The organism is Gluconacetobacter asukensis (assembly GCF_014174375.1).
GTDB lineage: Bacteria > Pseudomonadota > Alphaproteobacteria > Acetobacterales > Acetobacteraceae > Gluconacetobacter > Gluconacetobacter asukensis.
On record NZ_JABEQE010000012.1, the window covers coordinates 51,049 to 68,082 of the forward strand.

11 protein-coding genes and 1 pseudogene are annotated in these 17,034 nt (G+C 62.7%); 6 read left to right on the forward strand and 6 right to left on the reverse strand.

What is annotated here, in order from left to right; genetic code table 11:
- Positions 1-2: 2 nt before the first annotated feature.
- The 4 genes from HLH35_RS20320 to HLH35_RS13765 form a co-directional block, all read right to left on the reverse strand.
- Positions 3-2,465 (reverse strand): ABC transporter permease, encoded by a 2,463-nt coding sequence (locus tag HLH35_RS20320; protein ID WP_182979682.1) that lies wholly within the window; start codon positions 2,463-2,465, stop codon positions 3-5.
- A gap of 94 nt (positions 2,466-2,559) precedes the next feature.
- Complete coding sequence (locus tag HLH35_RS13755; protein ID WP_182979683.1) at positions 2,560-5,031, reverse strand: ABC transporter permease; 2,472 nt, start codon at positions 5,029-5,031, stop codon at positions 2,560-2,562.
- Positions 5,032-5,043: 12 nt separating this feature from the next.
- Positions 5,044-5,727 (reverse strand): ABC transporter ATP-binding protein, encoded by a 684-nt coding sequence (locus tag HLH35_RS13760; RefSeq protein ID WP_182979684.1) that lies wholly within the window; start codon positions 5,725-5,727, stop codon positions 5,044-5,046.
- Between the two features lie 34 nt (positions 5,728-5,761).
- Positions 5,762-7,084: an efflux RND transporter periplasmic adaptor subunit gene (locus HLH35_RS13765; protein ID WP_246385095.1), complete on the reverse strand. Its 1,323-nt coding sequence runs from the start codon at positions 7,082-7,084 to the stop codon at positions 5,762-5,764.
- A 193-nt stretch (positions 7,085-7,277) separates the two neighbouring features.
- Between HLH35_RS13765 and HLH35_RS13770 the strand changes: the two genes are divergently transcribed.
- The 4 genes from HLH35_RS13770 to HLH35_RS13785 all read left to right on the forward strand — a co-directional run bounded on the left by HLH35_RS13770 (position 7,278) and on the right by HLH35_RS13785 (position 11,417).
- Positions 7,278-8,480: a sigma-54-dependent transcriptional regulator gene (locus HLH35_RS13770; protein WP_182979685.1), complete on the forward strand. Its 1,203-nt coding sequence runs from the start codon at positions 7,278-7,280 to the stop codon at positions 8,478-8,480.
- On the forward strand, positions 8,481-9,683 hold the full coding sequence (locus tag HLH35_RS13775; RefSeq protein ID WP_246385096.1) for a sensor histidine kinase: 1,203 nt from the start codon (positions 8,481-8,483) through the stop codon (positions 9,681-9,683). It abuts the gene before it with no gap.
- A gap of 395 nt (positions 9,684-10,078) precedes the next feature.
- On the forward strand, positions 10,079-10,993 hold the full coding sequence (locus HLH35_RS13780; RefSeq protein WP_182979686.1) for a LysR family transcriptional regulator: 915 nt from the start codon (positions 10,079-10,081) through the stop codon (positions 10,991-10,993).
- Between the two features lie 52 nt (positions 10,994-11,045).
- The gene (locus HLH35_RS13785; RefSeq protein ID WP_182979687.1) at positions 11,046-11,417 is read left to right on the forward strand and encodes a hypothetical protein; all 372 of its coding nucleotides are present in this window, start codon (positions 11,046-11,048) and stop codon (positions 11,415-11,417) included.
- On the opposite strand, the gene HLH35_RS13790 is transcribed toward HLH35_RS13785, so the two are convergent.
- The gene (locus tag HLH35_RS13790; protein ID WP_246385097.1) at positions 11,414-13,780 is read right to left on the reverse strand and encodes a TonB-dependent receptor; all 2,367 of its coding nucleotides are present in this window, start codon (positions 13,778-13,780) and stop codon (positions 11,414-11,416) included. The genes HLH35_RS13785 and HLH35_RS13790 overlap by 4 nt on opposite strands.
- Before the next feature lie 47 nt (positions 13,781-13,827).
- Positions 13,828-15,003 carry a nucleoside hydrolase gene (locus HLH35_RS13795; protein ID WP_182979688.1) on the reverse strand — a complete coding sequence of 392 codons (1,176 nt, stop codon included), beginning with the start codon at positions 15,001-15,003 and terminating at the stop codon, positions 13,828-13,830.
- A 533-nt stretch (positions 15,004-15,536) separates the two neighbouring features.
- On the opposite strand from HLH35_RS13795, the pseudogene HLH35_RS13800 reads away from it, so the two are divergent.
- Together HLH35_RS13800 and HLH35_RS13805 are read left to right on the forward strand one after the other, a co-directional pair.
- A pseudogene (locus HLH35_RS13800) lies at positions 15,537-16,573 on the forward strand (MFS transporter); the annotation flags it as partial.
- Positions 16,574-16,727: 154 nt separating this feature from the next.
- Complete coding sequence (locus HLH35_RS13805) at positions 16,728-16,973, forward strand: hypothetical protein (protein ID WP_182979759.1); 246 nt, start codon at positions 16,728-16,730, stop codon at positions 16,971-16,973.
- Positions 16,974-17,034: the final 61 nt, after the last annotated feature.

Here is a 17,034-nt window from a genome sequence, read left to right on the forward strand (position 1 = left end):
GATCACTCCGCCCGCAAGGCCCGCGCCGGCTCGGCACGCGCAAGATGAAAGGTCTGTCCAAGGACGGTGAGAATGGCGATGGCGACGGCGCCAGCCACCGCGATCAGGAAATGCGCCGGCGTCAGCGCGATACGCTCGTCGAACCCCGCCAGCCAGCGCCGCATGACGACCCAGGCAATGGGACAGGCCAACAGGCAGGCCACCACCACGGGCCGGAGAAAGTCCCCCAGCAGCAGCGTCACGATCTGGCGTCCGGTCGCGCCCAGCGTCTTGCGAATACCGATCTCATGCACCCGCCGCGCGGCCGCGAAGGCCGCAAGCCCATACAGCCCCATGCAGGCAATCAGCAGCGCCGCCACGGCACCCAGCGTAAAGATCCGCCCGCGCCGCTCATCGCCGCTGTAATAAGCCGCCATCCGCGCATCGACGGCCGAAAAATCGCTGGCAACGTCGGGCAGAACCCCCGCCCAGGCCCGGTTCAGCCGCCGCGCCATGTCGGACTCCACCACACCTTGAAACCGAACGGCCGGTATAGGATCGACGAAAGGCCGTTTCGAGAGCGTGTCGAAGAATATGATTTCCGGATAGATGGCCTGCCGGGGTGATTCGAAGCGCACATCGTCGATCACGCCGATGATCCGGGCCGTAATCCCACCGGTCCCGATAACCTTGCCAAGCGCCTCAGCCGGCGAAGCAAAACCGAACCGGGATACAGCACTCGCATTGAGAACGGCGCCGGCCGTGCGGGTCCGCGTTTCATCGCGCGCCGGCATGTCATCCAGCCCACGGGCTGTGTCGAACCAACGCCCCGCCAGCAGGCGCGGCCTATACACCTCGAAATAGCTGGTGCTCACGATGTCCTGTAGCAGATGCACATGCACCGGCCCGGACGGCCCGTCATATGTATAGGTCGAACGGGTCTTGTTATCCGGGCTCGGCGCCAGTTCGCCGAAGCCCGCCGCCACGACGCCGGGCACCGCACGCAACGCATCCAGCATCCTGCGCTGGGCGGCAAGGTCATTGCCCGGCATCGCCGACCCGATCAACAACCCGGAACGCACATAGCCGGGGTCGGCCGTGCGCATGAAGTCCGTCTGATGGTTGATCACCAGCATGCAGATAACGATCGTGACCGCGATACCGAACTGCCCCGTCACCAGCGCGTCGCGCAGCCGCGCAGCCCCTCGTCCGCCAGACGGCATCCGTGCGGCAGCCAGCACGGCAGCCGGCCGATAACCGGACAACACCATGGAAGGATAAACCCCGCTTGCAAACCCGCAGGCGACGACGATCAGCGGCAGCAGAACGCCGACCAGCCCATAGCGGACGACAAGCGCCTCCCCCGTCAGGCTCGCCACCTCGGGCACCAGGATTTCGCACAAGGCAAGACCAAGCACGCCGGCAATGACGGCCACCAGCATCGCCTCACCCATGAACTGGACGAACAACACCTTCCGCGAGGCGCCAAGCGTCTTGCGGATCGCCACCTCGCGGGCACGGAGCCCGGCCCGCGCCGTGGCAAGATTGATCGCATTGGCACAAGCCAGCGCCAGCGCCAGCAGCCCCATCAGTCCGATACTGTTGATGACGGTACGGTCCACCCCGTCATCGGCATACAGAACATGGAAATCACGGAACCGCGCCCCCCGCAACGGCGCCAGCGAGAGCCCGAACACCTTCTCAGGATGCATGCCCAGCGCATTGGCGTCGCTATCCGCTCCTGCGGCATGACGGATGACGAAATCACGCATCCGCGCATTCACGGAAACGATGTCGCCCGGCCGGCGCAGTTTCAGATAAAGCCTGCCGCAATCACTCCCCCAGGCAACAAAACAGGACCGGGTCAGATCCGACGACGCAAATGGGGCCAGCATCTCGATGTCGGAGAGAAAATCCGGCGTCGTCTTTCTCGCCAGCACGCCCGTAACCGTATGGTTCACCGTAACCCCGTCGCGATTGACCGGCACCGTGCGTCCCATCACGTCCGTCGTGCCGAACAGCCGGATCGCGGCCCGCTCCGAAAGCACCAGCCCGTCGGGTCGCGCAAGCGCCTCATCTGGCGCCCCATGCAGCAGTTTCAGCCCGAAGACACGAAAGAAGGACGGATCGGTCAGGCCGGAAACGAACGCGGTAAAATTCCCCTCCCGCACCGTGCTCAACCCGGTATTCTCCAATCGGGCGGCCGTCTCGATTTCCGGAAAATCTTCGCGCAGAAAAGACAGGGCATGGAAGGTGCTGCCTGCATATTCCCCCGGCGCGGTGCCAGGCAGCGACCAGCGCGTGTCCACCCGCACCAGCCTGTCCACGTCCGGCAACGCGGCGTTGAAGCCATATTCGTAGCGCACCAGCAGCGCCAGCGTCAGGAACACGCCGATCCCCAGCGCCAGCCCGAACACATTGAGCCCGACATAGAGCGGATGCCGCCGAATCTGGCGCACAACGCTTTTCAGGATGGTAGCAAGCACGCGATGCCTCCCCAGGCCGCCACAGGGCGAAAGGCCACCCTCCCCGCCAGGGCGGGAAGCACGACCGGAATGAAAACGGATGCCGTCATGTCGCCTACTGCGCCCGCAGCGCCCGCGCCGGCTCGGCACGCGCGACACGCACCGTCTGCCCCAGCACCGTCAGCGCCGCGATCAGCAGCGCCGCCGCGACCGCGACCAGGAAATGCAGCGGGCTCAGCGGCACGCGCTGTTCGAACCCCGACAGCCAGCCCCGCATCACGACCCACGCCACCGGGCAGGCCAGCACGCAGGCCAGCGCCACCGGCCGCAGGAAATCGCGCAGCAGCAGAATGGTGATCTGCCCGCCGGAAGCCCCCAGCGTCTTGCGGATACCGATCTCATGCACCCGCCGGATCGCAGAGAACGCCGCCAGGCTGTACAGCCCCATGCAGGCGATCAGCAGCGCCACCACCGCGCCGACAGTAAAGATATGCCCCCGTCGCTCGTCGCCCACGAACAGTTCGGCCATCCGCTCGTCGGCCGGCTGGAAATTGCTGGCCAGCTCCGGCCGGACGGAGGCCCAGGCCCGGTCGAGGCGCCGCGCCATCTCCGCCCGCGCCACACCCTGAAAGCGCACGGCCGGAATAGGATCGACGAACGGCACCCGGGCCAACGTGTCGAAGAAGATGATCTCCGGCGCCACCTCCTCCCGTGGCGAGACGAAGCGCATGTCGTCCATCACGCCGATGATCCGCGCTCTCAGCCCATCCGCCGTAAGGACCTGGCCAATCGCCTGCCGGGGCGTGGCGAAGCCCAATGTCGTCGTCGCCTTGACATTGACGACGACATTGAAACTGCCTTTGCTCTTCAGAAGATCGTCGGCATCCGGCCCCTCGTCCTGCCCGCGTTCCGGGTCGAACCAGCGCCCCGCCAGCAGGCGTGGACGATAGACCTCGAAATAACCGGGCCCCACCCGGTCGAACAGCATCTGGATCGAAACCTGGCCGTTCGGCCCGGCATATTTATAATCCGAGCGCGACATCGCATGGGGCGCGGGCTCCAGTTCGCCAAACCCGACGGCGGAGACACCCGGCACCGCCCGCAGGGTATCGAGCATCCTGCGCTCCTGCTCCAGGTCGCCGCCGAGCACCTGCTGGCCGATCAGCAGGCCGGATTTGCTGTATCCCCGGTCGGCATCGCGCATGAACGCGGTCTGCCGGTCGATCACCAGCGTGCAGATGACGATGGCGATCGCGATCGCGAACTGCCCCGCGACCAGCGCATTACGCAGCCGCGCGGCACCCCGCCCGCCCGAGGGCATGCGCGCCGCCGCCAGCACGGCCGCCGGCCGATAGCCGGACAGGATCGTGGCCGGATGAAACCCGCTGGCCAGGCCGGCCACCACGACCACCACCGGCAGCACCGCCAGCACGAACCCGTATGAAACCGTCACCCCTTCCCCGGTCAGGCTCGCGATCTCGGGCGTCAGGATCTCGCACAGCACCAGGCCGACAATCCCCGCGACGGCGGTGACGACCAGCGCCTCGCCCATGAACTGGACGAACAGCACCCGGCGCGTGGCACCCAGCGTCTTCCGCACCGCGACCTCCCGCGCCCGCAGCCCGGCCCGCGCGGTGGCCAGATTGACCGTATTGGCACACGCCAGCACCAGCGCCAGGAATCCGATCAGCCCGATCGCGTTGACCACATTGCGGTCCACGCCGTCATCGCTATCCACCACGCCCACATCGTAAAAATTCAGGCGACGCAGCGGCACCAGCCGCATTTCATAGATCTTCTCCGGATGCGGGCCGATGGCGACACGATCGTCATCGGCGCCCGAGGCATGGCGGATGACGAAATCACGCAGCCGCGCGCGCATGGCACCGATATCCTCCGGCGTCCTCAGACGCAGGACGATCGCGCCGCACGCCGATCCCCAATACAGAAAGCACGATCGCGTCCGCGCTTCCTCGCCGGGAATGGGCACGATCATCTCGGCACGGGCAAGAAGATTCGGTCCATGAATGGGCGCCATGACACCGGTCACGACATGAACCGACCGCACGCCCGCTTTGTTGAGTTCAACGCGCCGGCCCAGGATATCGCGCGTCCCGAATGCCTTCATCGCGGCCGCTTCCGACAGCACCAGCCCGTCCGGCCGCGACAGCGCATCGTCCACCACCCCGCGCGACAAAGCGATTCCAAAGACACGAAAGAACGACGGATCCGTTTCATAACCGTCGAATTTCGTAAAGGCGCCACCCTGCTCGGTACGGAATGCCGACGGCAGAAGCCGCGCGGCATCCTCGATTTCCGGAAAATCCTGGCGTAGAAACGGCAGGGCGAGAAAACTGATATCCGCTTCCTCCATCGGCGCGATCCCGGCCAGCGTCCAATGTTCGTCCACCCGCACCAGCCGTTCGACACCCGGCAGCCCGGCATTGAAGCTGGATTCATACCGCACCAGCAACGCCAGGCTCAGGAACACGCCGATCCCCAGCGCCAGACCCAGAAGGTCGAGCCCGACATAGACCGGATGGCGCCGCGCCTGCCGCAGGGCACCGCGCAGGATGGTCGTCAGCATCGCCGCCGCTCCCTATATGGCATTGCGGACCGAGATCACGACCTGCCCGTCCAGCATGTCCACGCGGCGCTTCGCCAGGTCGGCATGGCTGGGCGAATGGGTCACCATCACGATGGTCGCCCCCTCGTCATTCAGGCGCTGGAGAATATCCATCACCTGCGCGCCGTTTTCGGTATCGAGGTTGCCGGTCGGTTCGTCCGCCAGGATCAGGCGCGGTTCACCGACAATGGCGCGGGCGATCGCCGCTCGCTGCTGCTGCCCGCCCGAAAGCTGCGACGGATAATGGCGCGCCCGATGGGCAATCCCCACATGATCCATGGCATGGGCCACCCGGTGCCGCCGTTCGGCCTTGGGCATCCGGCGATAGATCAGGGCAAGCTCGATATTCTCCTCGATCGTCAATTCGTCGATCAGATTGAAACTCTGAAAGACATAACCCAGATTTTCCCGACGAAACGCCGCCAGCGCAGCCTCCCCCAGCTCGGTCAGCTCCTGCCCGCCGAAGGAATAGGAGCCGGAGGTCGGCCGGTCGATGGTGCCGAGAATGTTCAGCAGCGTGGATTTGCCGCAGCCCGAAGGGCCCATGATGGCGACGAATTCACCCGCCTCGATACCAAGGTGAATATCGAGCAGCGCCGTCGTCTCAACCTCGTCGGAGCGATAGAGGCGCTGGATGTGGGAAAGGTCGATCAGCATGTCCGTTGCATTCCGTTCGTTCTGTGGTCGTGGTTCAGTGGATCGAGAGATGATTGAAATTCTTGTAGGAATTATATGACGAGACGACCACGCGATCCCCCGCGTGCAGCCCGCCCGTAATTTCGACCTGCTCCGGATTGCGCCGCCCGGACGTGATCGCCGCCCGGTCGGCACCATGCCCGTCCGGCGTCATGACGAAGGCCGCCGCCCCGCCGCCGGCTTCCAGCCACGCGCCGTTGGACAGAACCAGCGCCGGATGCGTCTCGCCCAGCGTGATCCGCACATCCACGCTCTCGCCCCGGCGCAGCCCGGCGGGCATCGCCCCGTCAAAGGTCAGTTCGGCGCGGAACTGCCCGTTGGTCACCTGCGGATGCACGCGCGCCACCGTCATCGCGACCTTCGCATCCCCCATTTCGGCATCCGCCCGCTGCCCGACCGAGACCCGGCCGAGATAGAATTCGTCGATATCGGCATCCAGCCGATACTGGCCCTCGCTGTCGATCTGCCCGATCCGGTCGCCCGCCTTCAGCGACTGCCCCGGCTGAAGGTCGAAATTCGTCAGCCGCCCCGCCACCGGCGCGCGCAGCACCAGCGCGTTCAGACTGTCCTCCACCACTTCCAGATTGCTGCGCAGCCGCTGCGCCTCACGGTCGATTTCGTCGCTCTGCCGCGCCGCCACCGCCAGATCCTGCGCCCGCGCCGCATCCAGCCGGGCCACGCGACTGGCATCATACTCCGCCTCGTCGCGATAGCTTTGCAGATTGGCGTCGGATTCGAACCCCTGCCCGTGGAGCTGTTCGTGAATCTCCAGTTCCCGCCGCGCCTTCAGCAGATTGTAGCGCGCCTCGCCAAGCTGGCTTTCCTCGCTGGTCCGCGTCTGCTGCAACGCCAGCCGCTGCGCGCTGACCGCGCCCAACTGGCTGGCAATCTGCGCCTCGCGCGACGTGACATCCAGTTGAAGCTGCGGGTTGGTCAGCCGCGCGAGAATATCGCCCTTTGCCACCAACGCGCCGTCACGGGCCACAACCTCCGACACCTCGCCGCCCTGCACCGCCCCGACATAGGTCACATGCAGCGGCGCCACGCTGGCCCGAACCGGCAGATAATCCAGAAACGGCGCCGAGCGGACAGTCTCGATCGTCAACTGGTCATTGCGGACCGACAGCGTGCCCGACGCCGGCACTATCCGCCACACGACCACGCCAGCCATCACCATTGCGGCCGCGACACCCCAGCGCCTCGCGCGCCGCATCAGCACATGATGGCGCGAACGGCGCACCGCCCGATCCATCCCCCCACCCGGGATCGGACGTGTTGGCGACGCCACCGCGCCGGGGGATGAAATCGGTCGGTCCATGCTCTGTTTCCCTCGTTCGCAAACAGTGTATGGTACCCGAACGGATTTTTATCCCATTGTAAGAAAACGATGTTTTCCGCATCACCGCCTCACCCTGTCCGCCAGCGGACAAACTGTCCGAAACCGGACAGTCCCCTAGACGTGTCAAGACGGTATCCGGACGACTGCGAAACGAATCGGGAGCGACCACACCATGACGGACCCGGCCAGCCAGCCAACGGTCCTGTTCGTCGATGACGATGCCGACATCCAGTCCGCCGCCCGCCTGCTGCTGACGCGGCGCGGTTTTCGCGTACTCGCGGCACACAACGCGGCAGAGGCCCTCACCCGCGTCGCCGCCGCCCCGATCGACCTGGTGCTGCTGGACCTGAACTACGCCCCCGGCGCCACCACCGGGGCGGAAGGGCTGGCCCTGCTGCGCGACCTGCACGCGCTGCGCCCCGCGCTGCCGGTCATCGTGGTGACAGGCCATAGCGGGGTTGCCATCGCCGTCGCCGCCATGCGCGAGGGCGCCACCGATTTCGTCATGAAGCCGTGGCATAACGAACGGCTGGTCACCCTGCTGCACGACACGCTGGACCGCCAGCGGCGCGAAGCCCGCCCCGAAGCGCCGGGGGCGGAAACGGACGAACCCGTCCTGATCGCGGTGTCGGAGCAGATGCGCGCGCCGATCGCCCTGGCCGACCGCGTCGCCCCCACCCGCGCGCACATGCTGCTCTCGGGGCCGCCCGGCAGCGGCAAGACCCTGCTGGCCCGCCGCATCCATGCGCGGTCGGGCGATGCGCAACCACCGCTCCTGCTCGACGCGGATGGCCTGTCCGCCCTGCCGCCCGGGCACGGCACCTGGGTCCTGCGCGGTATCGAGGCACTGACATCCCCGCTCCAACGCGCCCTGGCTGACCGGCTGGACGGCACCGCCCCGCCCCGTGTCCTGGCCCTGTCCGCCCTGGGGCCGGAGGAACTCGCCGCCCGCCTGCCCCCCCGCCTGTGGCTGCCGATCGAGGCCGTCCGCATATCGCTGCCCCCCCTTACGGAGCGCCCGGACGATATTCCGGCACTCGCCGCCCACTTCCTGCATTATTTCGCCATCCGCCACGGCCTCGCCGAACCGGCGCTGGATGCCGCATCCCTCGACGCCCTCCGCCTGCGCCCCTGGCCGCAGAATGTCCGCGAACTCCGCGCGGCGATGGAGCGGATGGTGGTGCTGGGCGATGTGACCTCCCCCGTGTCCACCGACGGCGAACGCGCCCACGACAACCCCACCCTGGCGCAGTCGGAACAGGCCCTGATCGAGGCCGCGCTGCGCCGGCACGGCTTCAACGTCTCGCATGCGGCACGCGACCTGGGGCTGACCCGCCCCGCTTTGTATCGCCGCATGGCGCGCTACGGCCTGTAGATGCGCGCCATCCGCAGTTTCGTGGTCTGCATCCTCATGGTCGCGGGCGCCTGCCTGCTGGCACCGCACGCGCTGGCGGCCGGCCTGTATGCCACCACCGCATTGCTGGCGCTGGCGGCCCTGGGCACGGCGACCGTCCACCTGGCCACGCTGGCCGGCCTGTCGCGCCGCCCGGTACGGGTGGAAACCTCCATCGTCCGGCCGTCGGACCGCGAGCGGCTGCGCAACCGGGCCCTGCTGGACCATGCGCCCATCCCCCTGCTCTACCGCACGGGCGACGGCGCCTTCCACGCCGCCAACCGCGCCGCCCGCCGCCTGTTCGCCACCGAGGACCGCCTGCCCGCCGACACGGCATCCCTGCTGGGCACCCCCACGCCCGAACGCCGCATCGTACGCATTCCCACCATGCCGGACGCCCCGCCCCGCACCTTCGCGCTCGCCATCGCGCAGGGCAGCGGCGCGGGCGGGGTGACGCATTTCCTGGCCCTGACCGATATCGAGGCGGAGCTGAACGCCGCCGACGCGCGCACCCTGCGCGACCTGCTCCAGATCCTCGGCCACGAGATCATGAATTCGCTGACCCCGATCATCTCCCTGGCCGAAACGGCCCACGAGGTCGCGGACCACCCCATGGACCCGCCGGCGGCGGACATGATCCGCGAGGCATTGGCCACCATCCTGCGCCGCACACGCGGGCTGGACCGCTTCGTGCAGGGCTATCGCGACCTGGCCCGCCTGCCGCCCCCCGACCTGCGCCCGACCGACCTGCACGACCTGCTGCGCGCGCTCGGCGCGCTGTTCCACGCCCGCTGGAACGGCCGCGTGCATCTGGAAACGAGCGTCCCCTCCAGGCGCGTCATCGTCCGCCTCGACGCGGCGCAGATGGAACAGGCGCTGCTGAACCTGCTCAACAACGCGGCGGAAGCCGCCCTCGCCTCCAGCGACGCCGCCGGCCCCACCGTCTGGCTCCAGGGCCATGCCACATCGACCGGCATGGTCATCGCCGTCCGCGACAATGGCAGCGGCATCGAAGACGCCTATCGCGACGCGATCTTCCGCCCCTTCTTCTCGCTGAAACCCAACGGCAACGGCATCGGCCTCAGCCTCGCCCGCCAGATCGCCCTGGCCCATGGCGGCTCACTCACCCTCGAGCCCTCCCGTCCCGACACGCCGTGGCACACCGCCTTCCTGCTGAGCTTATAAAGGGCACGTGCCAGGACCTCTTCGGAGCGTCCCCGAAGCGCAGGCGGCGCATGTTCGACCAACTGGAATTCCAATGCGAGGATCAAGATCCTCAATCACATATCTTCCGCCAAACGAGTGCCGACTTGAAACTGGGGCACATTGGAGGAAGCTGGATCACTCCAGGTTGCTGGAGACGCCGCAATATCTCACTGAAAGCCGGATGCTCCCGCATCACAGCCGAGAAGTTGCTAAAGATACATATATTCTGATAAAATAACGAGCAATGGAGCACCAAAGACAAGGCTCATAGGACTCTTATAAAATTCAGCCTGCCCTTCTGCCTCACCCGCTGATTGTGTAGACGTCAGCAAACGAATTGGGAAATTATTGGCGAAAAACTGAGGAACTGAAATTTGATCCAGTCAACAGCTTCCTTTTATGTCCAACAAGTTGCCAGGAGCGGCTCAATTCGAAAAGCCGCAATGACACTCCGGGTCGCTCCATCCGCCATCAATCGTCAATTATCAAAATTGGAACAGGAACTCGGCGGCAGGATCTTTGAAAGAACCTTGAATGGCATGGTGCCAACAGAATTTGGCAAGATAGTTTTAGAATACATTGAAAAATCGTTCTCCGACTATCACGGAATGCTAAATACTCTCGAAGAAATCAAGAAGACAGGGAAACATCACGTCCGGATACATACTTTGGATAGTTTTATGGTTTCCATAATACCATCCGCCATTATGACTCTCACCACAGAAATGCCGGAAGTCACCTTCTCGGTCGTGGCTGGCAGACCGTCGGACATGCTATACAAGCTTCAGCATGGACAAACGGATATCGTTATTACGTTTTTATTACCGAGCAGCCCTGTCACTTTGACTCATGCCATCTTTTCCACGCCTAGCGGCGCCATCGTTTCTTCCGCACATCCGCTGGCCTCTCAAAGCATCATCTCGTTGAACGAGATGCTCAACTACCGCTTGCTTCTTCCCATGGAACCACTACCGCAACCAGCCTCCGACAATCTCGATTATATCGCATTTCGCCGTGCGGCCAGCAGTGTTTGCAGAAGCAACGAAATAGGTTTCGTAAAAAAACTCATCATGCAAGGCGTTGGAATCGGATGCTACACAAAAGTTGGGTATATAGATGAAATAGAAGAAAATAAAATTTCCTGGATTCCAACGGATAACACTTTTTTAAATTCCCTTAAAACAGGAATATTCTCGTCATTATCGGCCTCAGCAGGAACAAGCTCTGTCATTAAACGTGTCGCCACCTGCCTGGGTCAGGTCGCGGAACATATGATCAATCGGACCTGAACGCGCGGTGCAGGTTCAGTCAATCCGGTAACACGGCAATCGCCGGAGCACCTTGGCGCCAGCCAGGACGCTGTTCGTCTGGCCGATTCCGGCTCTGGCGCGTGACGGTCCGGTCATCATCCGGATCGACGATACGCTGGACCGGCGGACAGGGCGCAGGATCATTGCCATCACCAACAATTCCTATGCCGCGATCGACCGGCTCAACGCGGTCAGGGACCGGGCGTGCATCGCCAGTTATCTGTGCTCGGACGCCAGGCTGTCCGACCCGCCGCCTCCGCATACCGCAAGGATACTGGGCCGGCCCCGCCGGACAGGCGGACGGCAGCCATCACTGGCGATGCCGCCCGCAAAATCCGGCCGTATGGTGGGGCGAAACCACAACCGTCTGCTCTGCCGTGCAAACCGCCAAAGTCCAGCTTAGAAGGACGTGGAAATAGTTCCGGTCATTGAAAAGCGCGGCTCGAGCCAGAACTGGGCACCTGAACCGGTGGAAGGGCCAGCCATTCCGTTGATAAGCGTCACCGCATAGCGATTGATTGCGGTGCCATAAATACTGCTGCGAACGACAGATCCCGTAAGATTACGAAAGTTCAAACGAAAAGTCGGTGATTTCATAAAGCTGATCGGCTTGAAATGATACCCGATCGACACGGAATCGGTCATGTAGCCAGGCATGCGCTGGTCGCCGACGAGCGTGACAGATTGAGGTCCGACATACTTCAACGACAGGTTGCCGAAGAAATGCCCATCATCGTAACTCAGGCCCGCACTGGTGATGACATGCGGCGAGGCGATGGCCTGCTTGCCTTTTGTCGGCAAATAGGAGGTCGCGTAGGGAATATTCGTATCGAACGTTGAATGCAGATATTCAAAGCCGAAGAACGGACTGAAATGATGCCAGGGATGCGTCGACAGCATGGCGTCGAATCCGCGGGAAGTCTGGTTGCCTGCGTTGATCGTCCCACTCTGCGTGGTGGACGTATATGTCGTCAGCAGGCGGTTGGTGATGTTGATGTTGAAAAACGAGAGATCGACGATCAGCACTGGACCGGCGTAACGGTAGCCCAGTTCTTCCTTGATGGAATATTGTGGCTTGGGCATCTCCCCCTTGCTGTTGATGGTCAGGGCATTCGGGCTGGGCTGACGGAAATCGCCTTCGGCATTGAGATAAATCTGATTCTCGCGATCGAAATGATATCCGATCGACAAATGAGGCAGAGGAGCCGTCGTATTCGTGCCGTAGGTACGATTGGAACTCGTCGAGACGACGTTGTCCCAGTAATTTGTCATGACATATTTGAACCCGGCTGCCACCGTCAAGCGATCCTGAAAATATTTTGCCGCATCTTCAATAAAGAGAGAGTGCAGCTCATCTCCAGCATTTGTATAAATCGTATTGTGAACCAGTTGTCCCGCTGCATTCTTGACGAAGACCATATACTGCTCCCAGTTTGGGCTCGGGTTTTCGCCATCTGACATCGTGAAACTTTTCGGTAGACCGCGAGGTGTCGCATAATTTTCAAACCAGTAGCCAAACTGGAGTCGATTATGCCGGTCCAGATCCACTCCGAAATTGGCCATCACGCCGACCCGCTCATCAGCATATTGCTGAAAATAGGATGTCAGTTGCGTTCCCGCCGGTGCAAGCATGCCATCGGCGTAATAATAGGGCGTCGCCGAGCTTGTCGTGCCGCCATTCGAACCATCCCAGCCCCGGCCTAACGTATAATAAGGCGTTATGTCCAGCGTGACATGGGGTGTGATCACGAAATGCTGATGCGCCGAAAGAAAAATCTGGTTCCAATGGTCGATGTTATTCTTCCAGTAATTACCGGAAACATATTCGGCATTACGACCATAACTAACACCGGTGTGTTTATATTGCTCGAACTGAGCAACCGTTGGTTTCACATCGATGACAAAGTCTTCGGAATTCCAGGATATGAAGAAATCGCTCGTCGATCCGTTGGCCCAGCTCTTCCGCAAGCCGAAATCGATATGCTTACGGTCGTTGATTCCAGCCCCGAGCCACGAGCGGGCATGGGTATTGGAAAAAGAAAAATATCCCTTCATACCACTGTGCGCGATGTCACCGGATTCCAGACGGATAAACTCTCGCGACATGTTATTCGTGCCGTAAGAGAAATCCACCATACCTCCAGCCTTGTCGAGTGGCGTATGCGTGGTTTCGTCCAGCACGCCGCCGGCCGCCGCTGTCACCGGAAGGTCAATCCGCGAGGAGCTCGGCGTTACCGTAACTCTTTCGACGTTCTCCGCGTCGGCATCTTCGTTGAGATAGTTGGCTGCCGTTGCGGGAGCACCGTTGAGCATCAGCCCCATGTCCGCATCCGTCAGGCCTCGTGACTGAATTTGACCACCTTGCATACCGGACGTATCAGCCGTCGAGACATTCATGCTGGGGGACATCTTGGCGATGTCGAGCACGGTTGCCGTCGGCGAGAGCATGTCGATATATTGCTTGCCGATCGTCTGGATACTATACGGCGCGGTCTCGATCTTCATCATACCGCCCCCGCCGTAAAGCGCATGCTGGCTGCCCGCGACCGTCAACATCTCAGATGACCGGGCCATCACAGGATTCGCTGGATGCGACGCGACCCTCGTCTGGATCGGGCGACGGGTCGCAACGGGCATGGATCTGGTGGCTTTGTGACCAGGAGGAGCACCACGCTCCGCTGCGGCAGCGGCCTTCACAAACATGAAGCCGAGCAGTACGGTCGACGCAACCAGGCAATGACGCATGCCCGTATTGACCCTATACATTTCTTTTGTTCTCCGAAGAAACTGAGATAGAGAGAAAAGCTCGATCGCTACGAACGGGTCATGAGCGCGAGAAAGAGACGCCGAAAGCGCTGTACGTCGAAATCGGTTGGTACATCGGCAATCTGTGCATCGGCGGCGGGAACAGCCATTTGCATGCCAGGTCCTTCATGCCCGCGTGGCCATGGTGCTCCGCCATATCCTTTGGGCGTGACGTCCCAATAAACCGAGGCACCCCGCTCAAGCCCGAGAGACAGATCGACATCTACGAAATATTGCCGTGAAGATGTAATAATACTTGGATCAACAAGATAAGCCGCCATCAATTCATCGGGCATCCGGAACCATTTTATGGTCTCCCCCCGGTCGTAAGGATCGACGACAGACTTCTTATAGAGCTTGGCGATCGGTTCATTGCCACCAGCAGAAACGGCACGAGCCAATTCGATGTCACGGCGCACCTTTTCGGCAAGATCGACAGTAAAAATAGTAAGTCTTGGCCAGGCTGCGTGCAGGACGCGGGCGGCTGCTTCCGGATCCAGCAGGACGTTGACCGTCCGAGGTTGCAACTCCGGGCTCGTCCCCATGAACACGACCTCTTTGATGAGCGGAACAATATCAGGCGCAAGATTGATTGCCAGCGCCAGGTTCGTAAGCGGTCCACCACAATAGATGACGATTTGGTGGGGATGCGCCCTCACGGCATCGACAATGAACTGGGCTGCCGGAACCGCCTGCTCACGAACCTTGGCAAAGCCTCCCTGCGGCGCGATGACCGTCGAGGCTGCAGGACTATGCGCCGCATAAGCCCCAAGCCATGGGTCCGTCCGAACACCGCCATAGATACGCGTATCGCGCACAAATTCGGCCGGACTCTGCACCAGGGGAAATTCCGCCCCCCTATAGACAGGTATCGATGAGCGTCCTTGTAGCTCCAGTAACTTCAAAGCATATTCCGTTCCCTGCCGCACCCAGCCATCGCCGCTAAGCGTCGTCACGCCCAGGATCTGGATGTTTTCCGCATGAAGCAGCATGGTCAATGGATCAGCATTACCACCGATCAGGTTATCGATATCCTCATCGAAAATGACGGGCGTCTTTCCGAACGCTTCCCCGACACCAGACCCCAGACCGACAAAAAGACACAGACCAAGGAACATGGCGCGAATGGGCTGCGTCCAGACGGATGCATGGCCTCTCCTGTCCTTTGTAACTTTGATCTTCACGCTTTTCCGTCTCCCTGCCATTCGCCGAAAGCGACAAATCGTGACGACAATGGAATGGATCAGATCGGATGCGGAAGTGGATAAGATTTAGAGACGGGTGTCTGAAAATGTGTCCGCCAAACCCCCGCTGCGCGAACCTCTCTCGTTCTTCGTTCTGAGCCGTTGCAAAAATATAGATATCGCCGGCGAGCCGATTTTCCGCTCCGCTTCACACCTTCGCCGGCGATGTGACCGGACCATCCGATCATATGCTGCCGGACCACCGCCCCGCGGCAGCGGAAAGCAGTCTCCGACCGGCCGCCGCCCGCCGCGGAAAAGACGCCCTTACGTTCGACGAAATATTATTTTGACTCCATATCATTCTTGCCGCACAATAAGCAGCGGATCCCACTCCATATCGGTTCCCGCCAACGGCGGCGGATAGGCCGGGAGCGGTCGAAGCGACACAACGAGACACCGGGAAGTCAAAGACGGCTTTCATGCCCGCCGAGGGCGCGTCCCCCTGATACAGGGTGGGCGCTGGATGCTGCACCGTGGACAAGGGATTTTTCAAAGCCGGCAATCCGCGCACGCTTCTTGCCGCGTTTCTCTATTTCGACGTTTCCTTCATGGTCTGGGTGCTGCTCGGCCCATTGGGGATCGCGATCTCGCGCGACCTGCACCTCAATGCCGGGCAGAAGGGCTTCCTGGTCGCCATACCGGTGCTGGCCGGGGCGCTGTTCCGCGTCGCCGCCGGCGCGCTGGTCGATCATTTCGGCCCCCGCCGCGTCGCCATCTCCCTGCAGCTTCTGGTCATCGCCGGCCTGGCCGCGACCTGGCTCATCGCCCCCCATACCTATCTCGGTCTGTTCCCCGTCGCGCTGATCCTGGGCGTGGCCGGCGCCTCCTTCGCCGTCGCCCTTCCCCTCGCCTCGGGTTGGTATCCGCCCCATTATCAGGGCACGGCGCTGGCATCGCGGGCGCCGGCAATTCCGGCACCGCGCTCGCCGCCCTGTTCGCTCCCGGCCTGGCGGTGCTCTATGGCTGGGTGAACGTGCTGGGCCTGGCCACGCTCCCACTGGCCGCCGTCCTTGCCGCCTTCCTGTTCCTGGCCAAGGAGCCACCCCGCCGCCCCAGCGCCGGCTTCGTCGCCTGGCTGCCGGTGCTGAAAAAACCCGATTGCTGGGCGCTGATGTTCTTCTACGGCGTCACCTTCGGCGGCTTCGTCGGCCTCGCCTCGTTCCTGACCATCTATTTCAACGATCAATACGGCCTGTCGCCGGCCGTGGCGGGCAGTTGCACGGCGCTGGTCGTGTTCGCGGGCTCTTTCGTCCGCCCGCTGGGGGGCGCCCTGGCCGACCGTGTCGGCGGCGACCGCGCGCTATGCATCCTCTACGGACTCGCCGCCGCGATCTTCGCCCTGATCGGCTGCGGCCTGCCCACCATCTGGTTGGCCTTTCCGGCCTTCTTCGCCGGCATGCTCGCGCTGGGACTGGGCAATGGCGCCGTGTTCCAGATCGTGCCGACACGCTTCCCCCATCAGGTCGGCGTCCTGACCGGGCTGGTGGGCATGAGCGTCGGCTGCGTCGGTCCCTCATGGGGCACCGAAGCCTGCCTGCGTGGCCTCGGCTTCCTGGTCGGCGGCTCATCCACCGTCATGCCGCCCCACCTCGAAAAACTCCTAGTCATTTCGGACACGATCGCCAACAGCGCCGCCCCCCCTCAAGGCCGCCCTGCGCGACGCCGTGTCCTACTGCCGGGCAGCGGACAACCGGCATGCCATCGCCCAGGACCTCGCCCGCCCACCCGAGAAAGGTGGCCTCGCCCTGCCCTCCCGCGCGACCGTCGCGACACTGGACGAAAAGACGACGCCCGAACCCGTCACCTTCATCGCGGAAGACGTCACGCAACCCGATTTCGAATGGATCACGCAGGACATGTTCGATCTCGGCTGGATCGACGAGACCGAGCGCCGGACGCTGGGGGTCTAGGAAACGCCGCGCGATGTGCGACACTCCGCCGCCAGAACGATCCATCGCCGGAACCAAGGTC

Excerpts from the sequence above, each read along its gene's own strand:
- HLH35_RS13755 (WP_182979683.1), bottom strand. The coding sequence starts at position 5,031 with ATGCTGACGACCATCCTGCGCGGTGCCCTGCGGCAGGCGCGGCGCCAT.
- HLH35_RS13760 (WP_182979684.1), bottom strand. The coding sequence starts at position 5,727 with ATGCTGATCGACCTTTCCCACATCCAGCGCCTCTATCGCTCCGACGAG.
- HLH35_RS13765 (WP_246385095.1), bottom strand. The coding sequence starts at position 7,084 with ATGGACCGACCGATTTCATCCCCCGGCGCGGTGGCGTCGCCAACACGT.
- HLH35_RS13770 (WP_182979685.1), top strand. The coding sequence starts at position 7,278 with ATGACGGACCCGGCCAGCCAGCCAACGGTCCTGTTCGTCGATGACGAT.
- HLH35_RS13775 (WP_246385096.1), top strand. The coding sequence starts at position 8,481 with ATGCGCGCCATCCGCAGTTTCGTGGTCTGCATCCTCATGGTCGCGGGC.
- HLH35_RS13790 (WP_246385097.1), bottom strand. The coding sequence starts at position 13,780 with ATGTATAGGGTCAATACGGGCATGCGTCATTGCCTGGTTGCGTCGACC.